Genomic DNA, 16,382 nt, shown 5'->3' with positions numbered 1-16,382 from the left:
GCACCTGCCCGGGACAGTGGAAAAATCCTCATCCTAGCCGCCCCGGACGCTCCGCCGGCCCTGCCAGAATTTCGAGTTGACCCCAACCCGCAGAGCCGCTCCTCCATCGCCAAGCCAACATCCCGGCCCCTGCGAGACGCCGACAAACGCTGCCGTACCGGCCCACGGCCGCACGCTACCCCGCCATGCCTGGCCGGAAATCCCCGGCGACCGCCGGCATCGGCGTACCCGGGATCGACTTCAGCCAGGCAGCTCCGGCTCGCCACGGGGAGACGATGCCTCCTGCGGCTCGGAAGTACGGCCATGCGCCGAACCGTTTCGTACCGCCCCTCTTCGCTCTGGAGTCCCGACGTGGTGGCCGTCTCGCCCGCTGGCCGGTCCCCGGCGAGGAATGCCCGCGAACGCCTGGGACGGACGTTGGCGGAGACCAGCTATACGCAGAGGGCCACCCTGTCAACCCCTTACGCAAGGTAGTGATTAACGGCCGCCCTGCGTATGAAAATCGTCCGCAAGACAAACATCCGTAGTAAAGAAGCCCCGCAGTCATCGGGGCGTTCTCGCAACGCGTGCAGCAAGAGGTAACCGATGAGCCAGTCCGAGAACATCCAGTACGACTTCGAGTGGCGACCACTCAGCAACTACCTCGCCGTGCAACGCATCGTCCCGCCGGACCTCCACCAGCCCCTCGGAACCGTCCCCCGATTGCCCAGCGAGGCGCTCTACGAATGGATAGTCCTGAATGCCCGTTCGCCCCTGGAAGGACTCAGCCTGGGAGAGCACTACCGCCTTTCCGACTACGGCGTCGCGGGCCTGGCCCTGCAAAGCGCCGGCACCGTGGCAGAAGCCCTGCAACTGGTCAGGACCAACATGCTGCTGTTCAACCGGGACGTCAGCGGCATCGAGGTGAAACGCTCCAGTTGCGATACCGTCGACGTGGACATCCATCTGCAGACCAGACCGGACTGGCCGGCGCCGGCACGCATCTATCATGCGAATGTCCTGGCGTCGGCGGCCTACGCGCTGTTCCGCGACCTGCTGCTGGGCGACCTGGAACTGGTCCGTCTGCGCTTGCCGGAGCGACCCGGCGAGGCAACGCCATACGAGGAATATTTTCGGGTACCGGTGTATTTCGCTGGCGCGGGCATCACCTTCACTCTTCCGGCGGATCTGCTCGAAACCCGCATCGCCACCGCCAACGCCGCGGTCTTCCAGGCCTCCCTGGCGCTCAGCAGCGAAACCTTCAACATCCGGGTCGCCCGGGAAATGGGCGGTTACCGGCAGCGCATCGTGTCGCTGCTGGAGTCGCTGCAGGACCGCTATCCGAACATTGCCTGGGTCGCCCGACAATTGAGGGTCACCGAAAGAACGCTGCGCCGGCGGCTCGCCGAAGAGGGCACGACCTACAGGGCGGTGCTCGACCTGGTACGCCGGGACAGGGCCCGGCAACTGCTCCGGAACGAATGCCTGCGCATCGAGGATATCGCCGAGAGACTCGGCTACATGGACACCTCCAGCTTTCGCCATGCCTTCCGTCGCTGGACGGGACAATGTGCCAACGATTATCGCCAGGATCACACCCAGCCCCGGGCAGTGCGCCGCAAGGGCGAGCGCTGACCCAGCCCGGAACCGCCGATGCCAGCCGGCCTATCTCGCGGCCACGGCCCGTGGCGCCGGAGAGTTGATCAACAGGGCGAAGACCTCGGAGTGGGACTTCACATTCAACTTTGCGTAGATATGCCGGCGATGGACCTTGATGGTGGCGATAGACAAAGCCAGTCGATCCGCTATCTCCTTGTTCGAATGACCATCGAGCATCAGGCGGATGACATCCGACTCCCGCGCGGTGAGCGGTGAGATCAATCCTTTCCAGGCTTGCATGTCCATGTCCTCCACCTTCGCCTCCACGCCCACCTCCTCCCGGAGAGCGCCCTCGAAATGGACACGCTTCTTCATCAGCGCGATCACCCAGGGACGAAGCAATTCGAACAGGGCGATCTGCTCGGCGCCGAAGCGACTCTCACTGCCCAGCGAAAGGCACAAGGTCCTTTCGTGGTCGAGCGGGACGTTATATTGAACTTCATCCGTCACGACATAATGAGAAAAGTACGCATTGTAATATTCAGTCGCTTCAAACTGTTCCGAGACGATATCCGGAAGATGGTACAGCCCACCATGCCGGCAGGTTCTGGATATCAGGTAGAAAGGATCCTGACGATAGAGCCCGGTTATATATCTGCTGATCAGCGGATCGGGTTCGACTTCCTCTCTTTCCTCCTCCATGAAGGAAAGAATCAGCGGAGTGGAATTGCTGAATATCAGCGCCGCCGAGTTGTCGACCGGCGCGAACTCGCCAAGCGTCCCCGCCAGGCTGCGCCAGAAATCCGCCCTGTCCAGCCGTTCGATCAACGCTCCCAGTGAGCCGTGCCAGGTGCTGCCGCGCAGTGCGATATCCACACAACTACTCCTCTGGGATTAGTCACTCGGCGTTATGTCAGGAAGAATTCGAATGTGCATAATATCGACGCATTCGGAGATAGCCACAGGTCAGAACTACCAGTTCTGGTAGGTGCAAAAAACCAACTTGTTTCGTTTCGGAAAGGAAATCCAATGAAAAAAGTTTGTGCACTGGCGTTATCGATCCTGACCACGATCGGTGCGACAGCGGCGAACAGTGCATGGGCCGCACAAACCAGCGTCCATCTCTACAACTGGTATGACTTCATCGCCCCGGAAACGCCCGGGGACTTCCGCAAGGAAACCGGCACCCGCGTGATCCTCGACACCTTCGACAGCGCCGAGACCGCCCAGGGCAAGCTGATGGTCGGCCGCTCGGGCTACGATGTGGTGGTGGTCACCTCCAACATCCTGCCCGGACTGATCAAGGCCGGCGTTCTCCAGGAGCTCGACCGCGACAAGCTCCCGCACTGGGCGAACCTCGACCCGCAGATCCTCGGGAAACTGCAGGCCAACGACCCCGGCAACCGCTACGCCGTACCCTACCTCTGGGGCACCACCGGCATCGCCTACGATGTCGACAAGGTGCGCACGCTGCTCGGCCCGGACGCACCAGTCGATTCCTGGGACCTGATCTTCAAGGAGGAGAACATCTCGCGCCTCAGCCAATGCGGCGTCGCGACGCTCGACTCGCCCACCGAGCTGGTTTCCATCGCCCTCAACTATCTCGGCCTGCCGCACAACAGCCGGAATCCCGAGGACTACCAGAAAGCCCAGGCGCTGCTGCTGAAGATCCGTCCCTACATCAGCTATTTCGACTCTTCGAAGGTCGACTCCGACCTGTCCAACGGCAACGTCTGCGTGGTGGTCGGCTGGCAGGGCACGGCCTACATGGCCCAGGTCAACAACGAACAGGCCGGCAATGGCCGCAGGATCGCCTACAGCATTCCGCGGGAGGGCTCGCTGGTATGGGCGGAGAACCTGGTGTTGCTCAAGGATGCGCCGCATCCCGAGCAGGGTTATGCGCTGATCGACTACCTGTTGCGCCCCGAGGTCATCGCCAGGACCTCCAACTACGTGGGCTATCCGAATGGCAACCAGGCAGCGCTGGCGCTGGTGGAACGGAAGCTGCGGGAAAACCCGGCGGTTTACCTGAGCAAGGAAACCATGGCCACCCTGTTCCCCCTCGAGACCCTGCCACTGAAGCTCGAAAGAATCCGCACCCGGGTCTGGAGCCGGGTCAAGAGCGGCAGCTGACGGCCGACCCGCCACGCCCCGCCGGGCGAGTTGCGGGAAGCCTCGACAGCAGAACGTCCAGCAAGCTCAGCCGGCAGCGGCGAGGGTCTCGCCACTCACTGGAGCGGGGCTTGCCGGCGGTCCCACAACCGATCGACAGGCCTCTCTCCCGAGGCCCGGAAGCCTCGGGCACGCCCGATGGAGACAATCATGCTTATCCATTTCTGCCCCAGGCTGCTGACGCCCGTGGGGTTCGACCTGCCGTGCGAGCTGATCGACATCCGCATCAAGGAGTTCGACCTGCACCTGCTGGGCGGACGCGACGTGGTGGCGCGCCATCCCCTTCCCGACAAGCGCTACCACGTGGCCTGCCGCAAGGCCGGCTGCAAGGCGGTGAACGGCCTGCTGGTGGAGGTGGAGAAGCACGTACCGCTGTTCACCGTTGACACCCGCTGGAGCATCGACGCCGAGGTGGTCCTGCGCCACCGCGTCGAGTACGTGGTCCTCGATGCCGAGCACGACGCGGTGAGCGACTACATGCTGCTGTGGTGCGACGAGGTGCCCAACTACTTCCTCGGCCAGAGCAGCCCTGCGATGCAGGTGCCGCTCATGGAACTGATACGGGGGAATGCGCTGCAGACCGAGCGACAGGATGTGTTCCGCCTGCCGACGCTGAGATCCGAACGCCTCGACCGACAGCATGCCGATGCCAACCAGCACCTGCCGAGCCGGGACCAGGCGTTCCACGTGAAGGCCGAGCAGATCAGCTACGGGCTGGCCTGACGGCAGGGTCCTCCCGACGGTGTCCACGGGATCCTCGCTATCCGGCGGGCCGTGATCCACCAGCGGTTCTCGCGCGATGCCGTGAAAGCGCCACGGACCGACGACCTGGCGGTTCGAGAGGGCTCAGAAACGCAAAAGCCCCGTTCGGCGGGGCTCTGAGTACGCGGATATGGCGGAGGCGGTGAGATTCGAACTCACGGAAGAGTCTCCCCTTCGACGGTTTTCAAGACCGTTGCCTTAAACCACTCGGCCACACCTCCGCATCGCGGGGCGCCATAGTACCGGATAGCAACACACTGTCAAACTCTATCGATTGGCCCTGGCAGAGGCTTTGCTATGATGGCTTCCAGTACGTCATGGACCCGTTCCCGTTAAGGAGTACCCACACCATGCAAGAACAGCAATATCAGCTGAACTCCGCCGTCGCGGAACAGCGTGAAGTCAGCGGGGTTCTGCGCAATACCTACGGCCTGCTGGCCCTCACCCTGGCCTTCAGCGGCCTGGTGGCCTACGCCTCGCAGCAGATGCGCCTGCCCTATCCGAACGTGTTCGTGGTGCTGATCGGCTTCTACGGCCTGTTCTTCCTCACCGTGAAGCTGCGCAACAGCGCCTGGGGCCTGGTCAGCACCTTCGCCCTGACTGGCTTCATGGGTTACACGCTCGGCCCGATCCTCAACATGTACCTGGGCCTGCCCAACGGCGGCAGCGTCATCACCTCGGCCTTCGCCATGACCGCCCTGGTGTTCTTCGGCCTGTCCGCCTATGTGCTGACCACCCGCAAGGACATGAGCTTCCTGTCCGGCTTCATCACCGCCGGCTTCTTCGTCCTGCTGGGCGCCGTGCTGGTCTCGCTGTTCTTCCAGATCAGCGGCCTGCAACTGGCGATCAGCGCCGGCTTCGTGCTGTTCTCCTCGGCGATGATCCTGTACCAGACCAGCGCGATCATCCATGGCGGCGAACGCAACTACATCATGGCCACCATCAGCCTGTACGTGTCGATCTACAACCTGTTCATCAGCCTGTTGCAGATCTTCGGTATCGCTGGCGGCGACGACTGATAGAAGCCACCTCCGCAAAAGCCCGTCCCCGCGACGGGCTTTTTCATTTGCGGTCCGGCAAAACACAGGCATTGGTTTATCATTCGAACAAATCCCTCGCGTATCGCAGCATGAAATTCGCCATCGCCCTCTTCGACCCACCCCACTCGCCCGCCGCCCGCCGCGCGCTGCGCTTCAGCGAAGCCGCGCTGGCCGGCGGACATGAGATCGTCCGCCTGTTCTTCTACCAGGACGGCGTGCACAGCGCCTCGGCCAACACCGTCAGCGGCCAGGACGAGTTCGACCTGCCCGCCGCCTGGCGCGAACTGGTCGAGCGCAACGGCCTGGACGCCGTGGTCTGCATTGCCGCCGCCCTGCGCCGCGGCGTGCTGAACGCCGAGGAGGCCGAGCGCTACGGCCGTCTCGGCGCCAACCTCGGCGCGCCCTGGGAACTCTCCGGGCTCGGCCAGTTGCACGAAGTGGCGCAAAGCGCGGACCGCCTGGTCTGCTTCGGGGGTGATCGATGAGCCGGTCGCTGCTGATCATCAGCCGCCAGTCGCCCTGGTCCGGCCCGAGCGCCCGCGAGGCGCTGGACATCGCCCTGGCCGGCGGCGCCTTCGATCTGCCGGTGGGCATGCTGTTCCTCGACGACGGCGCCTTCCAGCTGGCTCCCGGCCAGCAGCCGGCGCAGCTGCAACAGAAGGACCTGCAGGCCAACCTGCAGGCCCTGCCGATGTTCGGCGTGAACGACCTCTACGTCTCGGCGCGCAGCCTGCGTGAACGCGGCCTGGCGGAAGAACGCCTGGCCCTGGCGGTCGAGGTGCTCGACGACCAGGCCCTGCGCGACCTGTTGCAACGCTATGACCAGGTGATCACCCTCTGATGGCCACGACCCTCCACGTACTCTCCCGCTCACCGTTCAACGACGGCCGCCTGGGCAGTTGCCTGTACCTGCTCAATCCCGCCGACGGCCTGCTGCTCTGCGGCGACGCCGTGCACGCCCTGCTCGCCGGCAGCAACGCCTGCCAGGCGCTGGAGCTGATGCCGGCGGAGATCGAACTGTTCGCCCTGCTGGAAGACCTCCAGGCGCGCGGCATCGAGGATGTCCCGGCGCGCCTGCGGGCGGTGGACTATCCCGGCTTCGTCGAACTCGCCACCCGCTTCGACAAGGTCAACAGCTGGCTATGACGATCCTCTCGCTCGCAGGCCGGGAAATCCGCCTGGACAAGGACGGCTACCTGGTCGACCTCGACGACTGGTCGGAACCGGTGGCCGAAGCCCTGGCCGCCCGCGAGGAACTGACGCTGACCGCCGGGCACTGGGAGATCCTCCACCTGCTCCGCGCGTTCTACGCCGAGTTCCAGCTATCCCCGGCCAATCGCCCATTGATCAAGTTCGTCGCCCAGCGACTGGGCCCGGACAAGGGCAACAGCCTGCACCTCAACCACCTGTTCAAGGGCGCCCCGGCCAAGCTTGGCGCGAAACTGGCCGGCCTGCCGAAACCGAGCAACTGTCTATGACTCTCCTGACTCCCGCCGAACATCCGTTCGCCCAGTTCGTCCGCATCCTCGGCAAAGGCAAGCGCGGAGCACGCAGCCTGAGCCGGGAGGAAGCCCGCGAGGCCCTCGGCATGATCCTCGACGGCAGGGTCGAGGACACCCAGCTGGGCGCCTTCCTCATGCTCCTGCGGCACAAGGAGGAAAGCAGCGAGGAGCTGGCCGGTTTCACCGAGGCGGTGCGCGAGCGCCTGCAAGTCCCGTCCTTGCGCGTCGACCTCGACTGGCCCAGCTACGCCGGCAAGAAGCGCCACCTGCCCTGGTACCTGCTGGCCGCCAAGTGCCTGGCCGGCCATGGCGTGCGCATCATCATGCACGGCGGCGGCGCGCATACCGCCGGACGCCTGTACAGCGAACAGTTGCTGGCGGCGCTGGAAATCCCGCTCTGCCACGACTGGCTGCAGGTCGAGCAGGCGCTGGAGCGCACGCACCTGGCGTTCATCCCGCTCGGAGCCTGGATGCCGGTGCTGCAGCGGATGATCGACCTGCGCAATACCCTCGGCCTGCGCTCGCCGATCCATTCGCTGGTGCGCCTGCTCAACCCGCTGGGCGCGAATTGCATCCTGCAGAGCATCTTCCATCCCGGCTACCAGGAAACCCACCGCGAGGCCAGCCGCCTGCTCGGCGACCGCGCCATCGTCATCAAGGGCGAAGGCGGCGAGATCGAAGTCAACCCGGACGTCGTCGCCCACCTGTATGGTTGCGACCAGGGCGAGGCCTGGGACGAGGTATGGCCGGCATTGTCGACGCACCGGCACATGAAGCCGGAACAGCTCGACCCGGGCTTCCTCCGGGCCGTCTGGGACGGCCGTGAAGGCGACGCCTATGGCCATCTGGCGGTGCTCTCCACCATGGCCCTGGCGCTACGGGCCCTTGGCAGGAATCGCGAAGAAGCCTTCAAGGAAGCCTCGCACTACTGGGCGACCCGAAACGAATCGATCTGATCGATACGAATAGCCCTTTATTTATATAAATTTATCGATCATCCAACACTAGACTGTTCCTCAACGACGTATGGAGGAACCGCTCATGGGACAATTGATCGATGGCCGCTGGCACGACCAGTGGTATGACACACAGAAGGACGGCCGCTTCCAGCGCGAAAATGCCCAGCGCCGCCATTGGTTGGGGGAGCCGGCGTTCCCCGCCGAGGCCGGGCGTTACCACCTGTATGTCTCGCTGGCCTGCCCCTGGGCCCACCGGACCCTGATCGTGCGCAAACTGAAGGGGCTGGAATCGCTGATCGACGTTTCCGTGGTCAGTTGGCTGATGCGCGAGAACGGCTGGACCTTCGACCCGGCCCACGGCTCCAGCGGCGACCGCCTCGACGGCCTGGCCTTCCTGCACCAGCGCTATACCCGCGACGACCCGCACTACAGCGGCCGGGTCACGGTGCCGCTGCTGTGGGACAAACAGGCGCAGAAGATCGTCAACAACGAATCGTCCGACATCATCCGCATCTTCAACAGCGCCTTCGACGCCATCGGCGCCAACGCGCTGGACTTCTACCCGGAGCCGCTGCGCGAGGAGATCGAACGCCTCAACGGACGCATCTATCCGGCGCTCAACAACGGCGTGTACCGTGCCGGTTTCGCCACTCGCCAGGACGCCTACGAGGAAGCCTTCGTCCAGTTGTTCGAGGAGCTGGACTACCTGGAAGGATTGCTCGGCGAACGCCGCTACCTGGCCGGTGAATACCTGACCGAGGCCGATATCCGCCTGTTCACCACCCTGGTGCGCTTCGATGCGGTGTACCACGGACACTTCAAGTGCAACCTGCGACGCATCGAAGACTACCCGAATCTCTCAGGCTGGCTGCGCGAGCTGTACCAACGCCCAGGCATCGGCGAGACAGTGGACTTCGAACACATCAAGGGGCATTACTACGCCAGCCACCGCACCATCAACCCGACCGGGATAGTACCGCTGGGCCCGCGTCTCGACCTGGCGCGCGCGCCCGGCCGGGAACGACTTCCCGGCAAGGGCATCTGGGGAGAAGGTTGAAGGCTCAGGCGCCCTCGCGGGCGCCTTCGAACCAGGCCAGCTTGTCGCGCAGTTGCACGACCTCGCCGACGATCACCAGGGTCGGCGCATGCACTTCATGCTCGGCCACCAGTTGCGGCAGGTTTTCCAGGGTTCCGCTGAATACCCGCTGCTGGGCGGTGGTCCCCTGCTGGATCAGCGCCGCCGGGGTCTGCGCGGAGCGACCGTGGGCGACCAGTTGTTCGCAGATCACCGGCAATCCCACCAGGCCCATGTAGAACACCAGGGTCTGGCCAGGCGCTACCAGATCCTTCCACGGCAGGTCGGTGGTGCCATCCTTCAGATGACCGGTGACGAAACGAACCGATTGCGCATGGTCGCGATGAGTCAGCGGAATCCCGGCGTAGGCCGCGCAGCCGCTGGCCGCGGTGATCCCCGGCACGACCTGGAAGGGAATCCCGTGGGCGGCCAGCTCGTCGATTTCCTCGCCGCCGCGGCCGAAGATGAACGGATCGCCGCCCTTCAGGCGCAGCACGCGCTTGCCCTGGCTGGCCAGCTCCACCAGCAGGCGGTTGATCCGCTCCTGCGGCACCGCATGCTCGGCGCGGCGCTTGCCGACGTACAGACGTTCGGCATCGCGGCGGCATAATTCGAGGATCGCAGGCGCCACCAGGCGGTCGTAGAGCACCACGTCGGCCTGCTGCATCAGGCGCAGGGCACGGAACGTCAGCAGGTCCGGATCCCCCGGCCCGGCCCCGACCAGATATACCTCGCCCGTGGCCATGTGCGCGAGGCCGCCGGCCAGGCGCTCTTCCAGGAGACGCTCGGCTTCCGCTGGACGTCCGGCCAGGACCCGCTCGGCGATCTCGCCCTGGAACAGGTTTTCCCAGAACACCCGGCGCTGTTGCAGATCCGGCAGCAGTTCCTTGACCCGGTTGCGGAAACGGCTGGCCAGTCCGGCCAGCTGTCCGTAGCTGGAAGGAATCCAGGTTTCCAGCTTGGCCCGGATCAGCCGCGCCAGCACCGGCGCGTCGCCGCCGCTGGAGACCGCCACCACCAGCGGCGAACGGTCGACGATGGCCGGGAAGATCACGCTGCACAGGGCCGGCGCGTCCACCACGTTGACCGGTATCCCGCGCGCATTGGCCGCCCGCGACACCTCGGCGTTCAGCGGTTCGTCGTCGGTGGCGGCGATGATCAGGGCGCAGCCGGGCTGGTCGCCGTCCTGGTAGTCGCGTTCGAGCAGCTCGCCGCCGCCCTGCTCCACCAGATGCCGAAGTTCGATGTGGATCTGCGGCGCGACCACGCGCAGGCGCGCGCCGGCGTCGGCCAGCAGGCGCGCCTTGCGCAGGGCGACTTCGCCGCCGCCGACCACGAGCGCCAGGCGCCCTTGCAAGGAGTGGAACAGCGGCAGGAAGTCCATGTCAGCCGATCACCTCGATGCCACCCATGTAGGGCTTGAGGACGTCCGGCACACGGATCGAGCCGTCCGCCTGCTGGTAGTTCTCCAGCACCGCCACCAGGGTGCGGCCGACGGCCAGGCCGGAGCCGTTGAGGGTGTGCACCAGCTCGGGCTTGCCGGTTTCCGGGTTGCGGTAGCGGGCCTGCATGCGCCGGGCCTGGAAGTCGCCGCAGTTGGAGCAGGAGGAAATCTCGCGGTACTTGTCCTGGCTCGGCACCCAGACCTCCAGGTCGTAGGTCTTGGTCGCGCCGAAGCCCATGTCGCCGGTGCACAGCGCCAGCACCCGATACGGCAGTTCGAGCAGTTGCAGTACGCGCTCGGCGTTGGCGGTCAGGCCTTCCAGCGCCTCGTAGGAGGTGGCCGGATCGACGATCTGCACCATCTCCACCTTGTCGAACTGGTGCTGGCGGATCATGCCCCGGGTATCGCGCCCGGAGGCACCGGCCTCGCTGCGGAAGCACGGGGTATGGGCGACGAACTTCAGCGGCAACTGCCTGGCGTCGAGGATCTGCCCGGAGACGATGTTGGTCAGCGAGACCTCGGCGGTCGGGATCAGGTAGAGGTCGGCTTCGCCGTCGCGACCGATCTTGAACAGGTCTTCCTCGAACTTCGGCAACTGGCCGGTGCCCTGCAGCGCCGGAGCCTGGACGAGATAGGGGGTGTAGGCCTCCTCGTAGCCGTGCTCGGCGGTATGCAGGTTGATCATGAACTGCGCCAGGGCGCGATGCAGGCGGGCGATCGGGCCGCGCATCAGGGCGAAGCGCGCGCCGGAGAGCTTGGCGGCGGTTTCGAAATCCAGCCAGCCGTGCCGCTCGCCGAGGGCGACATGGTCCTTGACCTCGAAATCGAAGGTCTTCGGCATGCCCCAGCGACGCACTTCGACGTTGGCGTCCTCGTCGGCACCGACCGGCACCGACTCGTGCGGCAGGTTGGGAATGCCCAGCAGCATCGAATCAAGCTCGCCCTGGATGGCGTCCAGCTGGCGCTTGCCCTCTTCCAGCTCGGAGCCCATGCGGTCGACATCGGCCAGCAGCGGCGCAATGTCCTCGCCACGCTGCTTGGCCTGGCCGATCGCCTTGGAGCGCGCGTTGCGCTCGGCCTGCAGCTGCTCGGTACGGGTCTGCACCGACTTGCGCTGTTCTTCCAGCGCCTCGATGCGCGCGACGTCCAGTTGGAAGCCACGAGTGGCCAGGCGGGCAGCCACTTCTTGCGGCTGGGTGCGTACCAGTTTGGGGTCGAGCATGCTCTTTTCTCGTCTCGTGTCGGTTATCGGCGGTTCGGGGCCCCGCTGGCGCTTCACCATGCCCGGTCGACGTCGTCGCGCGAGCCTGGCGAGCTCCGGCGAGCCCGTACCGCTCAGGATTTTCTGCGTTGGCGGGGACTGGTGCGATCCAACTCCGCCAGGTGTTCCAGCTTGTCGCGGATCTTCAGTTCCAGGCCCCTTGGCACCGGTTGATAGTAACGCCGCGGCTCCAGATCCTCGGGGAAATAATCCTCTCCGGCGGCATAGGCATCCGGCTCGTCGTGGGCGTAGCGGTATTCTTCGCCGTAGCCGAGGCTCTTCATCAATTTGGTCGGTGCGTTGCGCAAGTGCAATGGCACTTCCCGCGAGCCGCTTTCGGCGACATCGCGCATCGCCGCGTTGAACGCGCTGTACACCGCGTTGCTCTTCGGTGCGCAGGCCAGGTAGACGATGGCCTGGGCCACCGCCAGCTCGCCTTCCGGGCTGCCCAGGCGCTCCTGCACGTCCCAGGCCGACAGGCACAGGCCGAGGGCGCGCGGATCGGCGTTGCCGACCTCCTCGCTGGCCATGCGCACCACCCGTCGGGCGATGTACAGGGGGTCGCAGCCGCCGTCGAGCATGCGTGCGAACCAATACAGCGCCGCGTCGGGATTGGAGCCGCGCACCGACTTGTGCAGTGCGCTGATCTGGTCGTAGAACGCCTCGCCGCCCTTGTCGAAACGTCGACGGGTGTCGCCGAGCAGATTCTGCAACAGCTCGGGACTGATCTCGCTGCCGTCCTCGGCGAGGTCGGCAGCGTTCTCCAACAGGTTCAGCAGGCGCCGACCATCTCCGTCGGCGGCGGCCAGGAGAACCTGGAAGCTCTCTTCCGGCAGACTCAGGTTGCGCTTGCCGAGGCCCTTTTCCTCGTTCAGCGCGCGCCCCACCAGCTTGCGCAGGGCGGTTTCGTCGAGGCTCTTGAGGACATACACGCGAGCCCGCGAGAGCAGCGCGTTGTTCAACTCGAAGGACGGGTTCTCGGTGGTCGCGCCAATGAAGATCAGCGTGCCGTCTTCCACATAGGGCAGGAAGGCATCCTGCTGGCTCTTGTTGAAGCGGTGCACCTCGTCGACGAACAGGATGGTCCGGCGTCCGTATTGCGCCGCGTGCTGCTTGGCCACCTCGACCGCCTGGCGGATCTCCTTGACCCCGGACAGCACTGCGGAAATGGTCTCGAAATGGGCGTCCGACACCTGCGCCAGCAGCCGTGCCAGGGTGGTCTTGCCGACCCCCGGCGGGCCCCAGAAGATCATCGAGTGCAGCGCGCCCTGCTCCAGCGCCTCGCGCAAGGGCTTGCCGCGGGCCAGCAGATGCTCCTGGCCCACGTACTCATCCAGGTTGGCGGGCCGTAGCCGCGCTGCCAGGGGCTGCGCGACGGGCTCGCTGCGGAACAGGTCCACGGCTTGCGGTTACTCCTGGATCACGTCGACGCCCGGCGGAACGTCGAAGGTGAATTGCTTCGCATCCAGCGCCTCGTTCATCTTCACGTCGAAGAACAGGATGTTGGTGCGCTGGCCGACGCCATCGATCATCTGCATGTCGTTCACCTTGCCGCTGCGGAACGACAGGCGCAAGGTGTCGAAGAGGGTGTCCTTGGTCTTCGGCTTGAGCACGAAATCGACCACGTTGCCGCCTTCCTTGTAGGTGATGGCAAAGCTTTCGCTGATCTTCGAGATATCGCCGGAGAGCAGCAGCGCCGGGGTCTGGGTCAGGCGCTGGTCGAGCTTCTGGATGGTCACCTGCTCCAGGTCCGGGTCGTACAGCCAGACCTTCTCGCCGTTGGAAATGAGCAACTGCTCGTTCGGCGCATCGGTATGCCAGCGGAACAGCCCCGGCCGCTTCAGGCTCAACTGGCCGGCGGTCTCCTGCAGGCGGGTACCGCTGCCGTCCAGGGTCAGCTGGGAGAAGCGCGCGGTCAGGGTCTGGGCCTTGTTCAGCAGGCCGGTCAGGCGCTGGACGGCTGCGCTGTCGTCGGCATGGGCCAGCGAAGTGCCCATGGCCAGGGCGGCAACGAACAACGTGCGGATCAGTCGCATCGGAATCCTCTAAACCTGTCGGGTTCAATCACGAACCGGCGCCGGCGCGATCACTTCGCGGGAGCCATTGGTATTCATCGGAGTGACCACGCCGGCCATCTCCATCGCTTCGATCATCCGCGCGGCGCGGTTGTAGCCGATCTTCAGCTTGCGCTGCACGGCGGAGATCGATGCCCGGCGACTCTCGGTGACGAAACGTACCGCCTCGTCGTAGAGCGGGTCGTCCTCGCTGCCTTCGCCGGAGCCGTCGCCGCCATCGAAGGAACCGCCACCGCCGCCGCCTTCGTCGACGCCAGCGAGGATGTCCTCGATGTAGTCGGGCGCGCCGCGCAGCTTCCAGGCCTCGACCACCCGGTGCACCTCGTCGTCGGAAACGAAGGCGCCGTGCACGCGGATCGGCAGGCCTGTGCCCGGCGGCAGGTAGAGCATGTCGCCGTGGCCGAGCAGCTGTTCGGCGCCACCCTGGTCGAGGATGGTCCGCGAGTCGATCTTGCTGGACACCTGGAAGGCGATCCGGGTCGGGATGTTGGCCTTGATCAGGCCGGTGATCACGTCCACCGACGGCCGCTGGGTCGCCAGGATCAGGTGGATACCGGCCGCCCGCGCCTTCTGCGCGATACGGGCGATAAGCTCCTCGACCTTCTTGCCGACGATCATCATCATGTCGGCGAATTCGTCGACCACCACCACGATGGTCGGCAGGGTGCTCAGTTGCGGCGGCTCGTCGTCCGGGCTTTCGCGACGGAACAGCGGGTCGGTCAGCGGCGTGCCGGCCTCCTCGGCGTCCTTCACCTTGCGGTTGAAGCCGGCCAGGTTGCGCACGCCCATGGCTGCCATCAGGCGGTAGCGCCGCTCCATCTCCGCCACGCTCCAGCGCAGGGCGTTGGCGGCTTCCTTCATGTCGGTGACCACCGGGCAGAGCAGGTGCGGGATACCCTCGTAGATCGACAGTTCGAGCATCTTCGGGTCGATCATGATCAGCCGCGCCTCGCTCGGCGTGGACTTGAACAGGATCGACAGGAGCATCGCGTTGACCCCCACCGACTTACCGGAACCGGTGGTACCGGCCACCAGCAGGTGCGGCATCTTCGCCAGGTCGGTGATGATCGGCCGGCCGCCGATGTCGTGGCCCAGGGCCAGCGGCACGGTGGACTTGTGCTCGTCGTACTCCGGCGACGACAGCACTTCGGAGAAGCGCACCATCTGCCGGTCTTCGTTGGGAATCTCGATGCCGACGGTGGTCTTGCCGGGAATCACCTCCACCACCCGCACGCTGATCACCGCCAGCGAGCGCGCCAGGTCCTTGGCCAGGTTGGAAATGCGGCTGACCTTGACCCCGGCCGCGGGCTGGATCTCGAAACGGGTGATCACCGGGCCCGGGTGCACCGAGTCCACGCTGACCTCGACGCCGAACTCCTTCAGCTTGATCTCCAGCAGGCGCGACATCGCCTCCAGCGACTCGGGCGAGTAGCTCTTCTGCTTCACTTCCGCCGGGTCGAGCAGCGACAGCGGCGGCAGGGTGCCCTCCACCGCCGTATCGACGAACAGCGGCGCCTGCTTCTCTTTCAGCACGCGCTTGCTCGGCTCCGGGGCCTTCGGCGGCGCTGGCGGATCGATCTTCGGCGGCGGGCGCTTCTCCCGCTCGCTCATGTGCTTGGCCAGGGCCTCTTCGCGCTCCAGCAGGCGCTCCTTGGCCTTGGACTGCTCGCGGCGATCCGGCACGCTCGGTGCCACCACCTCGGCGACACGCTCGTCGACCTCGCGCAGTTGCGCGACCAGTTGCTTGCGCTCGGCGCGCGCGCCCATCCAGCGATTGAAGGCGTTCTGGATCAGCTCGAAGAAGTCCAGGGTGATCTTGCCGGTGACATCCATCACCTTGAACCAGGAGAGGTCGGCGAACACCGTCAGGCCGAAGAGGAACAGGGCGAAGAACACCAGCGTGCTGCCCTGCACGTTCAGCGCGTCCACCGCGACCCTGCCCAGGCTCTGGCCGATGGCGCCGCCGGCCGAGGCGCTGGCCGGCATGTGGCCGCTGGCGTGGAAATGGATGTAGGCCAGCGCCGAGCCGGCCAGGATCAGGAAGATCAGCCCGACCAGGCGCCAGGAAAACAGCCAGGTGTTCCATTCCCACGGCAGGTTGCGGCGGCGGAACACCTGCCAGGTCTTGATGCCCAGCAACAGCGGAAAGAGGTAGGCGAAGTAGCCGAGCGTCATGAACAGGATATCGGCGGATACCGCACCGAGCCGACCGGCGGCGTTCTGCACCTGGTCAACCTGGCTCGAATGACTCCAGCTCGGATCGGCCGGATCGTAGGTGAGCAATGCCATCCAGAGGTAGAGGCAGAGCGCACCGAGCGCGATCAATACCCCTTCCTTCAGGCGGGAATGCAGTTGCTGACGCCATGCGGCGGCATGGGTCGCAGTGGTCGAATCCTTCAAATCGCTGTTTTTCCTGCGCACGGCTGGTGCTTTAGAAGCTGTATTGGTCAAAACGCGCCTATTGTACGGCTTTAAGGAAACTCTGAAAAATCACACCCGGAATCAGCGCCGTCC

At 65.2% G+C, this 16,382-nt stretch carries 16 protein-coding genes and 1 tRNA gene; 10 read left to right on the top strand and 7 right to left on the bottom strand.

What is annotated here, in order from left to right; translation table 11 throughout:
* Positions 1–585: 585 nt before the first annotated feature.
* Positions 586–1,614, top strand: coding sequence for an AraC family transcriptional regulator (locus tag PSPA7_RS12500; RefSeq protein ID WP_012075470.1), 1,029 nt, complete (start codon positions 586–588; stop codon positions 1,612–1,614).
* A 30-nt stretch (positions 1,615–1,644) separates the two neighbouring features.
* Here the strand turns inward: PSPA7_RS12500 and PSPA7_RS12495 are convergent, their stop codons facing one another.
* Positions 1,645–2,454, bottom strand: coding sequence for a helix-turn-helix transcriptional regulator (locus PSPA7_RS12495; protein ID WP_012075469.1), 810 nt, complete (start codon positions 2,452–2,454; stop codon positions 1,645–1,647).
* Between the two features lie 153 nt (positions 2,455–2,607).
* Here PSPA7_RS12495 and PSPA7_RS12490 point away from each other — a divergent pair, with 153 nt between their 5' ends.
* Positions 2,608–3,711 carry a polyamine ABC transporter substrate-binding protein gene (locus PSPA7_RS12490; protein ID WP_012075468.1) on the top strand — a complete coding sequence of 368 codons (1,104 nt, stop codon included), beginning with the start codon at positions 2,608–2,610 and terminating at the stop codon, positions 3,709–3,711.
* Positions 3,712–3,900: 189 nt separating this feature from the next.
* A complete protein-coding gene (gene qteE / locus PSPA7_RS12485) occupies positions 3,901–4,473 on the top strand; it encodes a quorum threshold expression protein QteE (RefSeq protein ID WP_012075467.1) in 573 nt (190 codons plus the stop codon).
* 170 nt (positions 4,474–4,643) lie between these two features.
* Here the strand turns inward: qteE and PSPA7_RS12480 are convergent.
* A tRNA-Ser gene (locus tag PSPA7_RS12480) sits at positions 4,644–4,733 on the bottom strand.
* 129 nt (positions 4,734–4,862) lie between these two features.
* Here PSPA7_RS12480 and PSPA7_RS12475 point away from each other — a divergent pair.
* From PSPA7_RS12475 to PSPA7_RS12445, 7 genes are all read left to right on the top strand, one after another.
* On the top strand, positions 4,863–5,531 hold the full coding sequence (locus PSPA7_RS12475) for a Bax inhibitor-1/YccA family protein (RefSeq protein ID WP_003153609.1): 669 nt from the start codon (positions 4,863–4,865) through the stop codon (positions 5,529–5,531).
* Positions 5,532–5,641: 110 nt separating this feature from the next.
* Positions 5,642–6,037, top strand: a complete 396-nt coding sequence (gene tusD, locus PSPA7_RS12470; protein ID WP_012075466.1) for a sulfurtransferase complex subunit TusD — start codon at positions 5,642–5,644, stop codon at positions 6,035–6,037.
* The gene (gene tusC / locus PSPA7_RS12465; protein ID WP_012075465.1) at positions 6,034–6,393 is read left to right on the top strand and encodes a sulfurtransferase complex subunit TusC; all 360 of its coding nucleotides are present in this window, start codon (positions 6,034–6,036) and stop codon (positions 6,391–6,393) included. The genes tusD and tusC overlap by 4 nt, the downstream gene beginning before the upstream one ends.
* Positions 6,393–6,698, top strand: a complete 306-nt coding sequence (gene tusB / locus PSPA7_RS12460) for a sulfurtransferase complex subunit TusB (RefSeq protein ID WP_003153615.1) — start codon at positions 6,393–6,395, stop codon at positions 6,696–6,698. The genes tusC and tusB overlap by 1 nt, the downstream gene beginning before the upstream one ends.
* Entirely contained in the window at positions 6,695–7,030 is a 336-nt protein-coding gene (locus tag PSPA7_RS12455) for a TusE/DsrC/DsvC family sulfur relay protein (protein WP_003153616.1), read from the top strand. The genes tusB and PSPA7_RS12455 overlap by 4 nt, the downstream gene beginning before the upstream one ends.
* Positions 7,027–8,010: a glycosyl transferase family protein gene (locus PSPA7_RS12450; RefSeq protein WP_012075464.1), complete on the top strand. Its 984-nt coding sequence runs from the start codon at positions 7,027–7,029 to the stop codon at positions 8,008–8,010. Before PSPA7_RS12455 ends, PSPA7_RS12450 begins: the two co-directional genes overlap by 4 nt.
* 85 nt (positions 8,011–8,095) lie before the next feature.
* On the top strand, positions 8,096–9,070 hold the full coding sequence (locus PSPA7_RS12445; protein ID WP_012075463.1) for a glutathione S-transferase family protein: 975 nt from the start codon (positions 8,096–8,098) through the stop codon (positions 9,068–9,070).
* A 4-nt stretch (positions 9,071–9,074) separates the two neighbouring features.
* On the opposite strand, the gene cysG is transcribed toward PSPA7_RS12445, so the two are convergent.
* The 5 genes from cysG to ftsK all read right to left on the bottom strand — a co-directional run bounded on the left by cysG (position 9,075) and on the right by ftsK (position 16,289).
* Positions 9,075–10,472, bottom strand: a complete 1,398-nt coding sequence (gene cysG, locus PSPA7_RS12440) for a siroheme synthase CysG (protein ID WP_012075462.1) — start codon at positions 10,470–10,472, stop codon at positions 9,075–9,077.
* A 1-nt stretch (position 10,473) separates the two neighbouring features.
* The gene (serS, locus tag PSPA7_RS12435; RefSeq protein WP_012075461.1) at positions 10,474–11,754 is read right to left on the bottom strand and encodes a serine--tRNA ligase; all 1,281 of its coding nucleotides are present in this window, start codon (positions 11,752–11,754) and stop codon (positions 10,474–10,476) included.
* 113 nt (positions 11,755–11,867) lie between these two features.
* Positions 11,868–13,193, bottom strand: coding sequence for a replication-associated recombination protein A (locus tag PSPA7_RS12430; RefSeq protein WP_012075460.1), 1,326 nt, complete (start codon positions 13,191–13,193; stop codon positions 11,868–11,870).
* A 9-nt stretch (positions 13,194–13,202) separates the two neighbouring features.
* Positions 13,203–13,829 (bottom strand): outer membrane lipoprotein periplasmic chaperone LolA, encoded by a 627-nt coding sequence (gene lolA, locus PSPA7_RS12425; protein WP_012075459.1) that lies wholly within the window; start codon positions 13,827–13,829, stop codon positions 13,203–13,205.
* 24 nt (positions 13,830–13,853) lie between these two features.
* A complete protein-coding gene (gene ftsK / locus PSPA7_RS12420; RefSeq protein ID WP_079262172.1) occupies positions 13,854–16,289 on the bottom strand; it encodes a DNA translocase FtsK in 2,436 nt (811 codons plus the stop codon).
* Positions 16,290–16,382 lie beyond the last annotated feature (93 nt).

The sequence above is a fragment of the Pseudomonas paraeruginosa PA7 genome (genome assembly GCF_000017205.1).
Taxonomy (GTDB): Bacteria; Pseudomonadota; Gammaproteobacteria; order Pseudomonadales; family Pseudomonadaceae; genus Pseudomonas; species Pseudomonas paraeruginosa.
Note: the sequence above shows the minus strand (reverse complement) of the source record. Positions and strands in the feature narration are given on the sequence as shown.